Source organism: Haloarcula sp. NS06, assembly GCF_051122755.1.
In the GTDB taxonomy this organism is placed as follows: Archaea; Halobacteriota; Halobacteria; order Halobacteriales; family Haloarculaceae; genus Haloarcula.
In genome coordinates, this window is record NZ_CP184844.1 from 2,301,569 (window position 1) to 2,319,523 (window position 17,955).

Annotated in this window: 14 protein-coding genes; 2 read left to right on the top strand and 12 right to left on the bottom strand. The window is 59.3% G+C overall.

Features of this window, described 5'->3' with window-relative positions; genetic code table 11:
* Positions 1 to 2 precede the first annotated feature (2 nt).
* Positions 3 to 1,652 (top strand): PAS domain S-box protein, encoded by a 1,650-nt coding sequence (locus ACODNH_RS15840; protein ID WP_306705818.1) that lies wholly within the window; start codon positions 3 to 5, stop codon positions 1,650 to 1,652.
* Positions 1,653 to 1,720: 68 nt separating this feature from the next.
* Here ACODNH_RS15840 and ACODNH_RS15845 read toward each other — a convergent pair whose 3' ends face one another.
* From ACODNH_RS15845 to ACODNH_RS15880, 8 genes are all read right to left on the bottom strand, one after another.
* Positions 1,721 to 3,781: a TRAP transporter permease gene (locus tag ACODNH_RS15845; protein ID WP_306705820.1), complete on the bottom strand. Its 2,061-nt coding sequence runs from the start codon at positions 3,779 to 3,781 to the stop codon at positions 1,721 to 1,723.
* Positions 3,782 to 3,826: 45 nt separating this feature from the next.
* Positions 3,827 to 4,903, bottom strand: coding sequence for a TAXI family TRAP transporter solute-binding subunit (locus tag ACODNH_RS15850; protein WP_306705822.1), 1,077 nt, complete (start codon positions 4,901 to 4,903; stop codon positions 3,827 to 3,829).
* A 579-nt stretch (positions 4,904 to 5,482) separates the two neighbouring features.
* Entirely contained in the window at positions 5,483 to 6,847 is a 1,365-nt protein-coding gene (locus tag ACODNH_RS15855; protein WP_434530544.1) for an APC family permease, read from the bottom strand.
* A 94-nt stretch (positions 6,848 to 6,941) separates the two neighbouring features.
* Positions 6,942 to 7,358 carry a mechanosensitive ion channel domain-containing protein gene (locus ACODNH_RS15860; RefSeq protein WP_434530545.1) on the bottom strand — a complete coding sequence of 139 codons (417 nt, stop codon included), beginning with the start codon at positions 7,356 to 7,358 and terminating at the stop codon, positions 6,942 to 6,944.
* 390 nt (positions 7,359 to 7,748) lie between these two features.
* The gene (locus ACODNH_RS15865) at positions 7,749 to 8,741 is read right to left on the bottom strand and encodes a hypothetical protein (RefSeq protein WP_306705828.1); all 993 of its coding nucleotides are present in this window, start codon (positions 8,739 to 8,741) and stop codon (positions 7,749 to 7,751) included.
* A gap of 204 nt (positions 8,742 to 8,945) precedes the next feature.
* Positions 8,946 to 9,650 carry a universal stress protein gene (locus ACODNH_RS15870; RefSeq protein ID WP_306705830.1) on the bottom strand — a complete coding sequence of 235 codons (705 nt, stop codon included), beginning with the start codon at positions 9,648 to 9,650 and terminating at the stop codon, positions 8,946 to 8,948.
* 816 nt (positions 9,651 to 10,466) lie between these two features.
* A complete protein-coding gene (locus tag ACODNH_RS15875) occupies positions 10,467 to 11,825 on the bottom strand; it encodes an NAD(P)/FAD-dependent oxidoreductase (protein WP_434530546.1) in 1,359 nt (452 codons plus the stop codon).
* A gap of 96 nt (positions 11,826 to 11,921) precedes the next feature.
* Positions 11,922 to 12,443, bottom strand: coding sequence for a response regulator transcription factor (locus ACODNH_RS15880; protein ID WP_434530547.1), 522 nt, complete (start codon positions 12,441 to 12,443; stop codon positions 11,922 to 11,924).
* Positions 12,444 to 12,659: 216 nt separating this feature from the next.
* On the opposite strand from ACODNH_RS15880, the gene ACODNH_RS15885 reads away from it, so the two are divergent.
* Positions 12,660 to 13,613 carry a D-2-hydroxyacid dehydrogenase gene (locus tag ACODNH_RS15885; protein WP_434530548.1) on the top strand — a complete coding sequence of 318 codons (954 nt, stop codon included), beginning with the start codon at positions 12,660 to 12,662 and terminating at the stop codon, positions 13,611 to 13,613.
* Here ACODNH_RS15885 and ACODNH_RS15890 read toward each other — a convergent pair whose 3' ends face one another.
* The 4 genes from ACODNH_RS15890 to ACODNH_RS15905 form a co-directional block, all read right to left on the bottom strand.
* Positions 13,614 to 13,994: a hypothetical protein gene (locus ACODNH_RS15890; RefSeq protein ID WP_434530549.1), complete on the bottom strand. Its 381-nt coding sequence runs from the start codon at positions 13,992 to 13,994 to the stop codon at positions 13,614 to 13,616.
* A 91-nt stretch (positions 13,995 to 14,085) separates the two neighbouring features.
* Complete coding sequence (gene asd / locus ACODNH_RS15895) at positions 14,086 to 15,123, bottom strand: aspartate-semialdehyde dehydrogenase (protein ID WP_434530550.1); 1,038 nt, start codon at positions 15,121 to 15,123, stop codon at positions 14,086 to 14,088.
* A 68-nt stretch (positions 15,124 to 15,191) separates the two neighbouring features.
* A complete protein-coding gene (locus tag ACODNH_RS15900) occupies positions 15,192 to 15,626 on the bottom strand; it encodes a hypothetical protein (RefSeq protein ID WP_434530551.1) in 435 nt (144 codons plus the stop codon).
* Between the two features lie 58 nt (positions 15,627 to 15,684).
* Positions 15,685 to 17,910 (bottom strand): AAA domain-containing protein, encoded by a 2,226-nt coding sequence (locus tag ACODNH_RS15905; RefSeq protein WP_434530552.1) that lies wholly within the window; start codon positions 17,908 to 17,910, stop codon positions 15,685 to 15,687.
* Positions 17,911 to 17,955: the final 45 nt, after the last annotated feature.

Here is a 17,955-nt window from a genome sequence, read left to right on the forward strand (position 1 = left end):
AGATGGTTGGTTCAGTGCGCGTCTTACATGTCGATGACGAACCGGACTTTGCCGATCTAACTGCGGCATATCTTGAACGGACCATGGATTCATGCACCGTCGACACCGCGGTCCGGGCCGACGATATCATCACGGACCGCCCGCAGGACACGTATGACTGTATTATCAGCGACTACGATATGCCCGGAATGAATGGGCTTGAGTTCCTTGAACGGATTCGCGAGGACGCACCGAAACTTCCGTTCATCCTCTACACTGGGAAAGGCAGCGAAGAAATCGCGGCCGAAGCAATCTCTGTAGGTGTCACGGACTATATCCAGAAGGAACCGGGAACGTCCCAGTACACGGTGCTAGCGAATAGGGTGCAAAACGCCGTCGAGGCCCGCAGAGACGAACTGCAAGTCACGCGTGGCCACCGCGCAATGAACGCGGCCTGGGATGGCATCAGTACGCTGGATCACGAGGGACGATTCACCTATTTGAACGACGCCTATGCGGCCACGTTCGGCTACGAGCGCGAGGAGCTTCTGGGCGAACACTGGCAGAAAATCCACTCGGAAGAGAGCCTCAAAACGGTCGATGGTGAAATCCTTCCAGCCGTCAGCGAGGCCGGAACGTGGACGGGTGAGACACTGCTCGAACGCGCCGACGGAACACAGTTCATCGGCGAACACACCGTCGCGAGTATCAAAGATAACGGCGCCGTCTGCGTGGTCCGTGACCGGACTGATCGCGAAGAACTCGACAAACAACTGCGCCACGAGCGCGAGCGGTTCCGGCTGCTCGTCGATGCGGTTGAGAATTACGCGATATTCCTGCTTGACCCCGACGGTCTCATCCAGTCGTGGAACGCGGGTGCGAAACAGCTCACGCAGTACGAGGAGTCTGATATCCTCGACGAGCATTTCTCGGCGTTTCACACCGAGAAACAGATAGCCGATGGCATCCCCGAGCAACTGCTGCAAGAAGCCGGTGAGTGCGGTAAGGCCACCGACCGCGGGCTCCGGGTTCGGAAGGACGGGAGCACGTTCTGGGCCGATGTGACTGTCACGGCGCTCCAGGAGAACGGCGACGCCCGCGGCTTTGCGAAAGTGATCAAAGATATCACGGAACAGATCGAACGGGAGCGACAGCAGGCGAGGGCCGAACGCTACCGGAAGAAACTCTATGCGGTCACGAACGACTCGAATCGCCGGTTCGAACAGCGGTTAGTCGACGTACTGGAACTCGGTGTTGAGTATCTTGATGTCGACCAGGGCCATCTCGTCGCAATCGACCCCGAAACGGGAACACATGAAATAATCGCTATTAGCGGCGACCCGTCTCTTACCGCCCCCGGCGACATAACATCGCTCTCTGAGACCTACTGCCGACGAACCATCGAATCCGACGGTCCGCTCTCGATCTACAGCGCCGAGCAACAGGGTCTAGACGACGATCCCGCATACCAGCAGTACGGTATCGGCTGTTACCTCGGTGCGAAGATCGAAGTCGACGGTGAACTGTTCGGGACGGTCTGTTTCGTTGCTCGTGACCCACGGTCGGGCCAGTTCAGACAGGACGAACAGGCCTTCGTCGAACTGCTCACCCGCTGGCTCAAATACGAATTGAGTCGACGCGACGGACAGATCGAGTGGCCCCTGAAGATGTGAAAATCTGAAACGTCTCCTCGTCGGGCGATGGATCGTGCTGACGCGCGACCTGATTTACTGCGGGCCGCTCAGTCATCGACTGAGACCTGTTCGGGCTGTCCGGTTTCGGACCCGGAGTCGTATTTCACCGCTATGTACAGCAATGCGACGATGGTGAGTGTTGCGAGGGTCTGCACGGCAACGGTCATCGGCGCCAGTGGAGCGAACATCGCTGCTCCCGCAGCCACCAGTAGCCCGGCGCGATTCGGCAGCCTGAGTTGGCCTGAAAAATAGTTGACAATAGCTGTCACGGTGGCGACGAGACCGGTGCCCACGACGACGAACGTAATCGGTGTCGCCGGCACCGACCAGAACAACAGACTATCGTTGACGACGAAGACGTACGGGAGAACAAACAGCGGCGCCCCGAGCACGAGCGACTTTCCGGCGGTTCGCCAGAAATTCCCGCCTGCGACCCTGGCCGTGACGAGGCAGGCGATGGCAACCGGTGGCGTCAGCGCCGAGAGAATCGCGAAGTAGAACACGAAGAAATGCGCCGCGAGTAGGTCGATACCAGCCTCAGTCAGTGCTGGTGCGATCAGCAGCACGGCCGTGATGTAGGCTGCGACGGTCGGCATCCCGAGACCAAAGAGAAGCGCGGCGACCATCGCGAACATGAGCAATAGCGCGAGTACGCCGCCCGAGAGTTCAACGAGGCTGGAGGCGAACACCTGTGTGAATCCGGTGAGGTTCAACACACCGACAAAGATGTTCATCACGCCAAGCGATACCGCAATCGGGGCTGCGTTTTCCATTCCGCGGCCCAGGCCGTCCATAGTGTCCACGAAAAAGTCGCGGCTCCCGTACCCATCGCGGAAAAAGATTCCCTGAATGAACGCGGCTGGGAACGCCGACATGATTGAAAGGAAGCCTGCGTACAACGGGTCGTACAGAAGGATGACCAGTGCGTACAGGAGAACGACCAGCGGGACCCACAGCGCGAGTCCTTCAACGATCAGGTTGCGAACCGATATCTGCCCGAACGAAACAGCGGTTGTCGTCCGACCGAAGATCCCATCTAGTGCGTTTTTCCGCTCCTTGTCGACCGTCTCGACGTCAGTCAGTTCGTCCTCGCTAATCTCGCTCGTGAGCCCTTCCTTGATCGTCGTCAGGTGGACACCAATTGCGACCGTTCCGTAGAAGAGGAGTGCAGGCAGAAACCCGACGACAATAATCTTCAGGTAGCTCGTTCCAGTGATTTCGGCCATTATGAATGCCGCTGCACCCATGATTGGTGGCATAATCTGGCCGCCGCTGGAAGCCACCGCTTCGTAGGCCGCTGCGGTATCTCTGTCGAGCCCGTGACGCTTGAGCAACGGGATGGTAAACGCGCCCGTCGTCGCCGCATTGGCGGCCGCGCTGCCGTTGACCGACCCCATGCCCATGCTTGCGACGGTTGTCATCTGTGCTAGCCCGGAGCGGACTCGCTTGCCGATCAGCGTTCCGACCTGCACAAAATACTCCAGCGCGCCGTACGCTTCCAGCAGCCCCGCAAGGATCATGAAAATAATGATGAACGTCCCTGAAACCTCGACAATGACGCCGAAAACGCCACTACCGAACTCAACCGTTAGGCCCTGTACGAGCCGTTCGGCCTGAACCCCGTTGTGGTTCAAAATACCAGGGAAGTACGGCCCATACAGTGCATACGCAAGGCCAACGACGCCGACCAGCGACAGCATTGGACCGTAAACCCGCCGGCAGACATCCAACAACAGCAGGATGAGCAACAGCCCCATGAATAAGTCGAGGTCGGTGTATATTCCGAGTTGCTCATAGACGATGCGGTTGAAGGCGGTAAAGAGGTAGACAGCGACGACAGCAGAGAGGGCGGCCTCAAGTAGCGTCGCGTAGTTGCCGAACCGCTCCCGGCGTGTCTTGGGTTCGGGTTCAAATGCGAGGACGGCCGCCCCCACGAGCATGAAGCCGAGGTGGGCAATTTTGTGCTGGTCCTGTTCGAACGGGAACAGCTGGGTGAACCAGAGGTGATAGGCTGTCGAGGCGATTCCCAGAGCGATCAGGAACCCGTACTTGACCATGCGTACCCGGGACGGATCGACCCAGCTCCCGGGTGTGTTTTCTTCCGTCATGGCTGGTACTGATGGGGTGGCCGGAGAAGATACGGGCAGCTCGTGTTACCCCTCATATTCCTCAAGTGTGGTTAGTCTGTCCTTCCACAGACCCTGTTCCTTGTAGTACTTCTCCGCTCCGGGATGGACGGGTGCATTCGACGAGGGGAGCAAAAATTCCTGTGCGAAGTCCGGGCCAGCCCGCGAGAGCACTGAACTCGCCTCACGGACCGCGTCGATGTCCTCCATGACCGTCTGTACGAACTCATAGCCCAGTTCCTCAGATACGTCGGCCGGGAAGATCGTCTCGTAGCCGACACCGACTGCCGGAATGGAGTCCATTCGAATATCTTGCCCATCCCAGAGGCTGGCCGGTGTCTCAATATATGTGTAGGGCAGGTCGGAGTTTGCCAGGTCTGACTCGTCGAACTCCCAGTTGACGACCGCGACGTCGGCCTGTGCACCGGCCTCCTGCGCCCATCCGGTCAGCACCTCGCGACTGACCCCATAGACTATCATCATATCGAGGCGGCCGTCCGCGAACTGGGCCCCCTGATCTCCCCAGCTCATTGACTGGAGGTCGTACTTGTCCTCGACATTGTCGATCCCGGACAGTCGGAATCCGTCAAGTCCCGCAAAGAAGTTCGTCCCGCCGCGCTGGCCGAACGCCATCGAAACCGACCCGTCCTGTGGAATGTCCGACACTGTTTCAATGCCTGCCAGCGCGTCGTCAGTCCGCCTGACGAGGTAATACTCTAGAGTCATGAACGGTAACACCTGGGTCATCGTTTTCCCGACTGGTTTTCCGTAGGGGTCTCCCCCGCTGTTTGAGCGTGCGACCGCCCAGTCAGTACTCTGGGCGACATCGATGTCTCCCTGCGCGATCAACCGAGGGTTTGCCGCAGTCCCGCCGGTGGTCTGGGCGCTCATGCTGATGTCGCTTGACTTTTCGGAGATCAGCTGTGCCATCGCTACCCCTGACGCGTGAGTCGCTGTCTCCGGTCCCGACGTTCCAATTGTCCAACTTGTACTGCCGCCACTTCCATCACTACCACCGCTCTCGCCGCCACCACCGTCGCCGCCGTCGCCACCGCTGTCTCCACCACAGCCAGCGAGACCGGCCAGGCCAGCTGTACCGACCATTTTCAAGAAGCTACGCCGCTTGGAGGTCAGACTATATTGATCGTTGCTTAACATTATCTAATCTACAAATATGCTGTCAACCAGTCAATATATAAATGTTACTGCAAATATTATTGTCATGCTGGGATTGGCTGTGGGAAAATACACCGCAATCCTGCGCAAACGAGTAAACCTTGAGAAATAGTGCGTCCGCAACGAGATTATTGAGACTGTAGAAATGACAGATATGGGCCTATTCGACAGCCCCAGTCTTGGAAGCGCCGCCATCAATTATCACGAAGTTCCGGCTAACAGGGTGCAGTTACGGAAGAACCTGCCTCAGGGACATACTGGAGCTAATGTGGATAGTGTCAGTATTATTTTAATTGGAGTCAATGGGACTCTGGAAATATACGCTCAGGACACTACCGGGTGAAAATCTACTAGTACCGTCGCTAAAAGCGAACGGTATTGTCTACAGAAGAAGTACGGGACACATCGTAGTTACTCTGTATCGAGAATGTCGCAAGCATTGTAGTGTTCGTCACTGGCGGCACTAGCGACCCGATGGACGAGTCCCAGCGAGGTCATTTTGGGATGTCACCGCTTCGACCATTCTGCTTCCCCACTGTCTATCTCGGGCGTAAACGAACTCCGCTCGATATAGAAGTACTCTACGAGGAAGACTACCGCGAAGATCCCTCCGATCCAGAGTAGGATCGCCACGTCCGTTCGATATAAGTGATAGAGCACAACCGGAAGTGCGACCCCTGTGCCGACCAGTCCGAGTACGGGGATGAAACGGTTCGAACCCGTCTCATCAGCGAGTACGATGTTCGTATAATTCGTGACCGCAAAAGAGATCAGAAACGCCACTGATCCAAATTCAGTGATCTGCTTGAGTGTCCCAAGAGCTGCGAGTGCTGCCGTCAGACTACCGATAATCAGCAGCGAGTAGACGGGGATTCCGTCTCGGTTCCGGAACGAAAAAACGCGTGGGAGTGCACCTTCTGTCGCAATCTTGTGGACAAGCCGAGATGTACCGAACAATGTTGCGTTGATGCCTGACGAGGTGCTTTTGATTGCCGAAAGGATGACGAGAATGAATCCAGCACCCCCGAGTACTGGGATGTTGGAGACGGCCTCGGCGAGCGCGACCTCCTGATGAGCGAGAAGCTCCGCTGGCGTGAGATTGAGCGTCGCCATGAATGACACCGAGACGTAGATCAGCATCGCAATAGCGATGGCAACGTACATCCCGATTGGCAATACCTGTTCCACGTTTTCGATCTCCTCGTAGTCATATACCAAGAGTTGGAAACCCTCGTAGGAGACAAAGATGATGGCGAATCCGGCGATGGGGCTGACGACGCCTTTGCTGAAGAAGTCAATTGCCACCACACTCCCATCATAAAAAACCACTCCGAGAGTTGCGAGCGACAGCAAGATGGCGATTTTGATGTACACTGCGATATCTTCGAAGAGCCCGGTTTCTTGGACGCCCCGGATATTAAGGCCGACGAACGCAGCGACAATTATGATTGAGATTACCGGACGCAGGAGTTGCGGGAGTTCGTTCCCCGCGATGGCTCGCGCGGCAGTGAGCGTGTACGCACCGAAGGCGAACGCGTACATCGCCATCACACCCACGTATCCGACGATGAGAATCCACCCGACGTACGCGGCGATAGTTGGATTGTCAACAATGTGCTCGACGAATGAAAAGACGCCGCCGTGCTCGCCGAAGTGCAGCGTGAGTTTGAGATAGGAATAGGCAGTGAGGAGGGTGATGATGCCCGCAATGAGATACGACAGTGGGACTGCATTACCGGCTTGCTGCATTGCGACGCCGAGGACAGCGTAGATCCCGCCCGAAACCATTCCGCCAACACCCATCGCAACGACTTCGATGAGTCCGAGTTTCCCAGAACGACTGCGAGTCAGGAGAGAGGGCAGTAGTCCCATAGCTGTGATAATTAAGACGTACTGTTAGATTATACCAAGCGCACGGGTGAAAAGTTTGTGAACTGATTCGTGGTGCCAAGAGGCGACAGCAGGGTCAGCGGTGCTTGGAGATGTGAACGGGTGCCTTTGGTATCGTGATACCTTCCCTGGCGAAAGCGGCCATCGAGCGCTCAGTCACATCTGAGGCGAATGCGAACTCGTCGCGCAGGTCGGCTACATACGCCTTGCCGCGGATTGTCCGATAGTAGGATTCATCCTCAACCAAGACCGCGAACGGGTGGTCGTCGTCGACGAAAACGTACTTCGAGGTCACCATTGCCTCCTCGACGATAGCACTCGCCCGATCGAGATCGGCTCCGGTGGTGACCGCCAGCTCGACGACGACCATCATCTCTGGCTGTCCGTCGTTGGCGTTTGAGACGTTTGCGGTGAATAGCGTGGCGTTTGGGACTCTGATGGCGCTGTCGTCAGGCGTTATCAGTGTCGTCGCCCGGAGCCCGATATCGGTCACTTCGCCGTAGTCGCCGTCGATGGTAACCTTGTCGCCGACCTGGTACGGACGCTCGGTAATCGAGCACTAGCCCGCCGATCATCCCCGCGAAGAGGTCCTTCAGGCCGAACCCCAGGGCCGCCCCAAGCAGTCCCGACACTGCGAGCAACTGTGTGGCGGACAGTCTAAGCAACGGTCCCAGAATAAGAAAGGCCGCGGTTCCGTAGATCAGAAACCGCACAATCGGAACTAACATCTTGATACTGATCCGTCGGCGAGGCCGACGCTCGGCGACCGCGATGAGCGCATACCCAACCACCCGGCTGGCCACGTACGCGGCCACAAGTACTCCCACAATTCCTACGAGCGTCTCTCGGTCTATCCCGAGGTCTACCAGCACCTGAAGCGGGGTCACAGTATCCGCTCCCGTTCAGTCATCGCGACGGCGGCCGGCATCGCTGCTGGCTTCAGTTCCACGATATCGTCCTCAAGCGAGATGAGGCCGTCGCGCGAGAGGGTCCCAAGGACCCGGTCAAGTCCATCAACAATTCCCGTGAGCGGTTCCCGGTTGACCCGCTCTTTCGAGAGTACGATCCGCAGACAGAACGCCTCCTCGCGGTCCAAGTCCCGCTCGGATGCGGAGACCGCGATGTCGCTCGGGCGCACCTCTGACTCATCGCGGGTCTCCCAAATCGCTGTAGCGACACCAAGGTTCCCGTTCGAGACCGCAGCGAGCCGACCGAAAGTTACGTCCTTGGGATCGAGGTTTCCATCCGAGAATAGGTCCTTGATTGCAACTGGATCCAGCACAGGGACCGGCACCGATACCGACCAGTCCCGCCAGCCGAAATCACGATGTGTCGTGACGACTAAACCGCCCCGCTCGGGGTCGTCTGCGACGAACGCCGGCATCTCGTCGTAGCGGCTTAGCACGAGTTCCGCGATCCGTTCTGTGGAAGCGGACTGGATCTCAGCGACGACAGGAAACTCTCGATCAAGGTCCTGTACTGCTGTGAGATACGCCCACGCATACCGGTTCCAGCCGGTCACCACTCTCACATCGATGCTCGCCATATCGTCGAGAAACGCAGACAATTCCTCGAAGCCCCCGATACGACGCTCGTAAAGATGCTGGCAGTTCTCTATCACGACTGGCGTCCCATTGACCCTTGACCGTATCTGATCGACTCCATCACCCGGGCCAAGGCTGATACGGCTTGCATCCAGTTCCTGCACAGCATGGTCTATAACTGACCCGCGCCCGGAGAAGGGCTCGCCCACGATGGCAACCGGCCCGGTTCCCTCACCCGAGAGAAACGTCTCGAACGCTTCGTGGTCGTCACCCAGAAGTGTGGGGACGTCGACATCGAGTTCTTGATGTCGCTTTCGAGGGGCACTATGCATCAATATTCTCCTATTTTTGTGTCTAGGGAATTGAAAATACCGAATCCGGGTTGGCCCAGCCAGACACTCTGTCAATCTGTTCAGATCGCGACTCACACGATTGAGAGAGGATTAATAGAGCTATTGATCGATCCGAGCAGTAGATGGTTGAACCGGCGTGAGACTGTCATTAAATAGCGGGAAAAGGCGTTTAGCTGGTTGTCGTCACCGAATAGTCAATACGGGAACGTCCTGTTTGTCAACAATATAATCGCCTACTGGGCCAAAGACTTCGTCACCAACATCCTGCTCGGTTTCACCCAGTACAACGAGGTCATAGTTGCCCGCGGCTTGATTCAGCTCAAATGCCACATCTCTTCCTGTTCGCACCTCTCGATTGATATGAAGGGCCGGAATGCCTTCACTTGTAAGGTGTGAACTCATCTCGTTTAAGATTCTTTCACCCTCAACTTCTCCTTCTGGGTCATCCGGATCCGCTATGTGTATGAGGTCAATTGAAAGCAGGTCATCACCGTCAATGATATTGAGAAGATTGGCCACTTTCTCTTCCGCATTGTGTGTGTGACGGGCGGCCATCAATACTTTGCCAAGTGTATTTGCTCCACCCGGAGTGAGAACCGCATCAACCCTATTGGCGATTTTTTGCCGTGCTTCGACCCGATCATGGTTGAAAACAAGTTTGTACTCCGTCCGTATCCCCCGTTGCTCGAATTGTTCGGCCTGCTCTCGCAACTCCGTGGTGAAGTCTTCCTCGTATTCGTTCTTTACTTCTTGGACAGACTCGTTTTCATCAAGATGGTAAAACCCAACAAGCTCTGCATCCGGGTATGCAAGACGGTCAAGGAACCCTGGTTCGGGGAACTCAGGATCGGGGAACTCGACGAATACGAGGACGCTTGGATGCTCCATATTGCTTATACAAGTTACAGCAAACTAATACTTACCCTGAAAATGTCTCGGCACCAGCGATACTGACTGCTGAGTCAATCCTTCTACTCAGGGCGCCACTCATATGAGATACGTGTCATACTTCCGACCATCATAATACTTTGCTGGTCTGTCGGGTCGCCGGTTGTAACTCGGAATAACTCTTCGCCCGTTGTAACAAGATAGGGCGATACCTACTGATAGCATTTATTCTATCATACACCTGTAATTTCCTTCTATCTCTGTGATTCCACGTTTTCGGTATGGTGGATATGCGCTCTGTACCCGGCACAGTCATCTAAAGCTGACTGATGCCAACACTCCCGGCAGACTCCATTCCAGGCTGGTCAGGATAGATTGCTTCCAAAAATTCGTCAGGAAGAGCGGTTACTACCGAAGAACTGCTCCCAACCGAATACCGTAGCTGAGGCAATCAATATTATTTATCAATATTATCATTAGCGTACTCAAAATGTACGCCCGGAACACTAACGTCCGGCATCATCCTCGGCGGTGTGCCACGTCAGCCGGCAAACCCTCGTGCCGGGCGGGTCGTTGAATAACGACCAGATGCGCGAGCGGCGTCAGCCGCGAGCGCGGGTGATTACGGCGTAATCACCGAACGCCCAGACGGTGCAACCGTCTGGCAGATCGTCGAATGACGACCAGATGCGGTGTGAACCGCGGTCATGTCGCGTGCCCGGGTTCTCCGGGTCGTCATTGTCCCGGTGACGGGTCTCAGCCGGGGATTAAAGGCACGCACCCGTAGTTAGCCGGTCGCACACCTAAGGGTGACGTTCAGACGGCGTAGTCGTCCTCACGCAACTGGACGTACTTACCGTTGCGGGAGGAGAACTTCCCCCATTTGTAAGCCAGCACCATCTTAATACCGTTAAAGCCGCCACGGAGCGCCGCATCGGCCTTGATACCGCGGGCGTCCATCAGGTCGTTGGCGGTGGTAAAGGCCCGATCCCAGTCGCCGGGTCGCCAGTCCCGAACCATGTCCGCGAAGGTGACGTTCCGGAGGATTTCGTCGCCGATAGCGTCGTGCCAGGCGTCGTTGTACCGTTCGAGGCGGTCGTTTGCGGCGAGGCGACCGGCGATTTTCCCGGTGCGAACGGCGACATGGTCGCCGCCCTCGTGGAACGCCGAGGTGGTCCCCATTGCTCCACCGGCCACGGCGATGCCGGCACCCACCGGGGACTCTATCGGCCGAGTTGAGGAGATGGGATACGTCTCCGTCCCCTTCGATTTCCCACGGTCTTCGACGAGCGGGAAGTCGTCGAGGTCGTACGCTTGGAACTCCCGTTCGAGCAGTCGCTCGATGTACTGCCGGCCCTGTGGAATACTGTCGTCGCCCGCTCTGAGCAGGTCCCACTCGCTGCGGTCGTAGGCGTCGATGTCCAGCCCGATAGGCATCGTCAGACCGATACGGGCGACCGGCGCGTCGTTCGGGAAAATCCACGGGTACGCCGTGTGACCGGGCATGATACCCCACCAGAACTCGATGAACTCCGGCGTGAACAGCTCCTCGGGCATCCGGCGGTGCTCCTGATAGGCGATGTGGTTGACCTTGTTCGACGGCATGATGTCGGCCATCGTCTGTCCGGCTGGAAGGAACTGGTCGAGCGTGCCGCCGGTGATAGTCCGCTGTGGGCCGTCGGCAAGGATCACGTACTCGGCGGCGATGTCCTCGCCGTTGGCCAGTCGGACGGTGTGGCGCGGCGAACTCCGGAGGTCTGTCTCGACGCCGGTGACGCTGACGCCGATACGGTAGTCCGCGCCTGCGTCCGTCGCCCGTTCGCGGAGCCAGTCGTCGAACCGCGCTCGGTGGAAGGTGATGCCGAAGCCGTCAGCACTGGAGCTGATACCAGTCTCCGTGAGCGTCATCTCCGTCGAGGGGCCGTAGAATTTCGCCCCGTCGAGTTCGCTCAGTACCACGTCCTCGGGGAACTCCGACCGCGGAATACCCATGATGTCGAACCAGTAATCGAGTAGTCCGGCGGCGTCCGTCGAGTCCGGCCCCGTCCCCTCGCGGTCGGCTCTGGGGACCCCCTTTTCGAGGAGGACGGCGTCGGCCCCGTGGTCAGCTGCAGCCTCGGCCGCCGACGACCCGGCCGGGCCACCACCCACAATGGCGACGTCTACGTGTTCCATACCCGCTACGGTGTCCCGCGCCCGCTAAAACCTATTGTCTTGCATCGAAACTGGGGTCTGACGCTCTCACCTGACTAAACTGGAACACACCGTGCGCTACGGCTCGGACACTGCGTCGGCGAGTGACACGTCGTGTTGTTCCAGCCGTTCGACGGCCCGCTGGTACGAATCGCTTTCCGCGAGCGCTGTGGCCCGTACAGCGTCGGCAACTGTTGCCCGCCGGTCGGCAAGTCCCAGGATTTCTCGGCGTTGCGCCTCGTATTCACATCGGGTACGGACCGTCGAAAGTACTGACAACAGGGTATCCCGGTCAGCGGGCTTTCTGAGATACGAATCCACGGGGATATCCAGAATATCCACGTCCGGCTTGACGCTACTGATCATGACAACTGCGGGGGTAACTGACCGCTGCCGGAGCCTTTCGGCGACCGTTTCGCCGCTCAATTCCGGCATCTGGCGGTCCAGCAGTACCGCATCGATTGTGTCGTCGATCCGTTGTAACCCCGTACGGCCGTCTCCGGCCTCTATAACCTCATATGCCTCCGGGAGCCAGAGCTTGTAGAGCTGTCTAAAGTCTTCGTCGTCATCGATCACCACAACGCTCGTCGATTTCCCCATTCCTTGAACGCTGTACGCTGGCCATCCTACAAATATGCTAAGATATCGGCGCACTATTACTACAAATTTTACTAATTCAGGCTGGTAGTTCCCTCGTTCTCCAACTATAGCAATATCAACACTATCTCTGGCAGACGGTCAACAGACTGCCGGCACCGTTTTGAGGGGCCCGCGTGGAGCAGACGGTATGGATCCGCACGCCACAGGAGGGGTTCAATGGCTGACATCGTTGTGACGCGCTATGACGTTCACGGAATGCCAGTCGACCAGTATGTAACAGCGCTCCGGGAACGACTGCCGGAATGGGATATCGCCGTCGCAGAGACGCCAGAGGCCGAGCGGGACTTGATTGCGGGTGCGACAGTCCTGACTGGGAACGACATCTCGCCGGAGCTGGTCGACACTGCCGACTCGCTGCAGCTGTTTGCAGGGACATACGCTGGATACGACCACCTCCCACTCTCGGAACTGGCGGACCGCGATATCGCGCTCACGACAGCTTCCGGTGTCCACGGCCCGAACGTCGCCGAGAACGTCGTCGGCTCGTGGCTCGCCTTCGCCCGGGGCTTCTTCACCGCCCGTCGCCACCAGCGCGACCACGTCTGGCAGTCGTTCCACACCAACGATTTCGCCGGTAGCCGTGTCTGCGTTGTCGGTCTCGGCGAAATCGGCGAGGCCATCGTCGACCGTGTGCAGGGATTCGACGTGGAGACCGTTGGCGTCCGCTACTCACCAGAAAAAGGCGGCCCGACCGACGAGGTGTACGGCTTCGACGAGATTCACGAGGCGGTCACCGACACGAAGTACGTCGGGCTCGCCTGCCCGCTCACCGACGCAACACGTCACCTTATCGACGCGGAGGTGTTCCGGACGATGCATCCCGAGGCGGTACTTACCAACGTCGCCCGTGGTCCAGTTGTCGATACCAACGCGCTGGTCAGTGCGCTCCAGCGCAACCATATCGACGGCGCGGCACTGGACGTGACCGACCCCGAACCGCTGCCCGGCGATCATCCGCTGTGGGACTTCGAGAACGTCCTCATCACGCCACACAACGCCGGCCACACGCCGAGCTACTACGAGCGACTGGCCGATATCGTGGCGGAAAACGTTCGGCAGGCCGAGCGAACCGGTGAGTGGGACGGGCTCAGGAACCAAATCGACCTATAGTCACTGTCGGCTGGCGAGATAGCCAGCGCGGGCTTCGTACAGCAGATAGGATACAACTGTCACAGCGAGCACGCCGCCGAGTAGTTGATTGAGCGTGATGCTCCCGACGCTAGTCCGTCCGGCAACTGCTCGCAGGAAGGAAGCCACAGCTACCATCGCTGCAACTCCGATGTACCGCCAGCGGGCCGCAACTGGAATCGTCTCACTATCATCCACAAGAGCTAGGTACCGATGTGCGCCACCCAATATGACAAAGTTCGTGCCTGCGAAAAACGCGATGGACCCGAGCCGTCCGAGCGGAAATACGAATGGGCGGAGCACTGAAACGATTATAACCACGCTCACCAGTCCAATCTGAAGCTTCGTATCGCGGGAGACCATGTGTACGCAGTCGATACTGGTCGTGAAAAATGTCTGCCTAGCGACTTGACCTCGGTCAATTTCTAAAAACCGCACTCAGCGAGGCCGACCGTTACAGATAGCCGCGTTTGTTCAGCAGTTCGCCGTTCAGCACGCTCGCACCGGCAGCACCGCGCATCGTGTTGTGCGCGAGGCAGTTGAACTGGACGCCGTCGGTCGTCTCGCGGAACCCACCGACTGCGACGCCCATGCCGTCCTCGATGTTGCGGTCGAGGCGGGGCTGTGGTCGGTCCGGCTCCTCGAACACCGTGACGAGTTTCTCTGGCGAGGACGGCAGGTCGATACCGGTCACGGATTCCATCGCGGCCTCAGCGTCGGCCGTGGAGATGTCCTCGGCTGTGTCGGCCCAGACGTTCTCTAGGTGGCCGTCGAGCGTCGGGATGCGGTTACAGGAGGCGGCCACGTCCATCTCGTTGAGCTGGACTTCCGCGCCGTCGAACGAGCCCAGTAGCTTGCGTGATTCGCTCTCCATCTTCTGCTCTTCGCCGCCAATGTGTGGGATTGCGTTGTCGATGATCTCCATCGACGTGACGCCGGAGTAGCCCGCGCCGGAGACGGCCTGCAGGGTCGAGACACGCACGTCGGTCAGGTCGAACTCGCGGTCGAGGCCGGCAAGCGGCGGCACCATCGTAATCGTCGAGCAGTTCGGGTTCTTCAGGAGTGCGCCGTCCCAGCCACGCTCGTCGCGCTGGACTTCGAGGAGGTCGACGTGGTCGGCATTGACCTCAGGGATGATGAGGGGCACGTCCTCGTCCATCCGGCCGTTCGAGGAGTTCGAAGAGACTGTGTAGCCGGCCTCACAGAACTCCGGTTCGACCTCCGCGCCGACGCTCGACGGGAGCGAGGAGAAGATGAGATCGACGTCGTCGGGCACCGAATCCGGGTCGGTGGCGCGGACCTCTGACCCGGCTACGTCCTCGGGAATCGGGGAGTCGACGCGCCACTTGGCGGCGTCCTTGTATGTCTCGCCAACGCTCGCGTCGCTGGCGGTCAGTGCTGCGATTTCGAACTCGGGGTGGGGGTCAAGCAGTTGGATAAGTCGCTGCCCGACTGCGCCAGTCGCACCGAGCACACCTACGCGTACAGTCATCGGTTGACACACGGCTACGGGTGGTCAAAACAGTTTGGATACGGAGCCATACCGCTGCCCTCGTCGGGTTACTCGTCTGCAGTGTCTTCGAACACCCATTCGATGACGCGGGCCTCGACGAGGTCCCGCTCTTCGACGTAGGGGTCGTCGTGATTCGTCAGCGCTTCCTCAGCCTTGGCGCGCATCTCCGCCTCGATTTCCGTGTGGTCCGGCTCGTCCCGGATGTCGTTCAGCAGCGCCTCGAAGTCCTCTCGGAGATCGAAGGAGGCGCGAGCAGCGTTACACCGGGACAGCGGGCTCATCCCAGTTTCTAACACGAGGTCCCGAACCGTCTCCCAGTCGGAGCCACAGAAATAGATGGACACCTCGCCGACGATGTCCTGCCAAGCGATGGGGTCTGCGTGTTTGAGCAACGGGACCGCTCGCGGCGGCAGATCGAGACGGGTCTCGGTGTCGGGATTCCCGCACAGACAGCAGGCCTTCTCCGTTTTCCCCGTGTACATGTGAGACAGTTGGGTCGGACGTATTTGGACCCATCGCAGTCGGACGATAGCTGGCCAGCTACACCGGAATGAACTCGGGGTCCACGTCGTTCAGGCGGTCGGTGTTCGAGACGAACTGGTAGAAGTCGCTGTAGAGATCTGTGCACTTCCCGTCCGCATCGTAGCGGAGTGTGTGCCAGTCAGCGACAACGGCGCAGTACCGCTTCGCTCGCGTGAGCGCGACGTTCAACCGCCGTGGGCCGTCAACCGGTCTCCCGAGGAAGCCAATGTTCCCGTCTGCGTTGCTCCGGACGAGCGAGAGGACGATGGCCGTCCGTTCGCCGCCCTGAAACGAGTCGATGGTGTCGACAGTTACCCCGTCCGCAGCGTCGGTCTGCCCGGCGAGCGTCTCGCGGATACGTGACACCTGCGCGCTGTACGGTGTGATGACGCCGATCTCCTCGGCGGGTACGTCTGCCAGCAGGTCTTGAACGAGATGCGCGACAAGGCGGGCTTCGGTGGGATTAGCTCTGGAGTGCCCGACGGTTTCGACCCGGCCGCCAACGTTGTACCCTTCGACCGCCGGGCGGTCGGGGAGCGGGTCGACGGCCCGCCCGTTACGTAGCGTCCGGTCGTAGAACCGCCGGTTCGGGAAGTACGCGATGTCCCGGTGCATCCGGTACTGGGTCTGTAGCTGGAGGCCAACACCGTCGTAGACGCCGCCGTCGGCGTAGAGATGCTCAAACAGCGAGTGGCCGTAGCTCGATTCTGGCGGTTCGTCGCTGGCGCTGTAGGGCGGGAGCTGTCGGTGGTCCCCGGCCAGCACGGCGCGGTCGGCCCGGACCAGCGGGATACACGACGCTGCGCAGGTGGACTGTGTCGCTTCGTCCAGCACCACCAGGTCGAACTCACGGGCGAGCGTGGCGGCACTGTTGTTCGTCACCGCGACAACGTCGGCCCGCCCGGGAACGTCGCCGTAGGCGCGACGCACAACGTCGTTTGCCGACTGGCTCGCGTTCACGCGGTCGAGCGTGTAGTCGTCGTCGCCGTGTTGGCCGTAGGCGTGCAGCGACTGCGGGTCCGCCGCGTCGCTCGTCGACGACCCCGCGACGAGGTTGTCGACGGCCTGATTCGAGTCCGCACACACCAGCACGTCCTCACCGGCCTGTGCGGCCCGGCGGACGATTTCGACAAGCGTCCGCGTCTTCCCGGTCCCTGGCGGGCCGTGAATACAGAACAGGTCGTCGGCCAGCAATGCGTGCTCGACGGCCAGTTGCTGCTCCTGATTCAGTTCCTCATCGAACTGGTCGCTTCGGGCGGCTGCCCCGTTTGAGAACGTTATCGGCCGGTTGCCGGTGAGCACGTCCCGGAAGCGGTGGTCAGATAGGTCCTCGACCGCCTCCCGTTCGCGGTCGAACGGAACGGGATTGAGCAATGCTGTGAGCCCGTAGGTGGCGTCACCGTCGGTGAGGGCACTTTCGAGCGTCGTCGCACCGTCGACCTCGGCCCAGTTCACCGCGAGCCAGACCGACCGGCCGCGGATGCGCTCGACTGTCGCTGGGATCGGGAACGGACCGTCCCCTCGGGTCCCGTCCACGTCGTGGACCAGCACCTCGTTTCCCTCGTGGATGCCAAACTCCGATTCCACGACGAATGCCCAGTCACCGTCCTGTCTGGCGGCGATGTCTGCGGGCGGGTCGACGCGGAACCGGTACGTTCCGTCGTCTCGGCCCCGTGCGTGGAGCTCGGGGACTGCGTCGCCACCGGCCTCGTACACCTCGGCAGGTGAGCGCCGGTCGGCCTGTTCGCGGTTCTGCTGGCGAGTCGCTTCGCGTTCGCGCTCAACGTGGGAACGCAAACCGTCGAGCAGTTCCGCCAACGGGATCGGATTTCGGGGCGGTTCGCTGTCGTCTATGGGAGAGTCGTAGGAGGGTGGGTACGTTTCCGGGACGTAGTCGGAGTGCCAGAAGCGAATCCGGTCGGCCAGACCCGTGGCTCCGAAGGCGTCCGCGTGGATGAAGTCCCGCTCGCCGTCGCGCTCGAAGACGAAGATCTGTCCGTGCAGGGAGTGGTCGGTGAAGGCGACGAACTCGTCGGTGACCCGCGCTGAGTCCGGTTCGTGCAACGGGATACAGACCCAGTCTTCCTCGGAGTGGGCGAGTTCGTCGTGATGGCTTGCAAACTCGGCAACGGGCCGCGCGGGGACGACATGGCCGCGATCGTCGAGAGCGTCGTCGTCGGGGACACACAGCGACGCGCCGTCGAGGTCGAAGGACCCGATGACGTGGTCGAACAGGAGGGACATCTACCCCCGAATGTGCCCTGCTGTCATAAAACAGTACGGCCCACC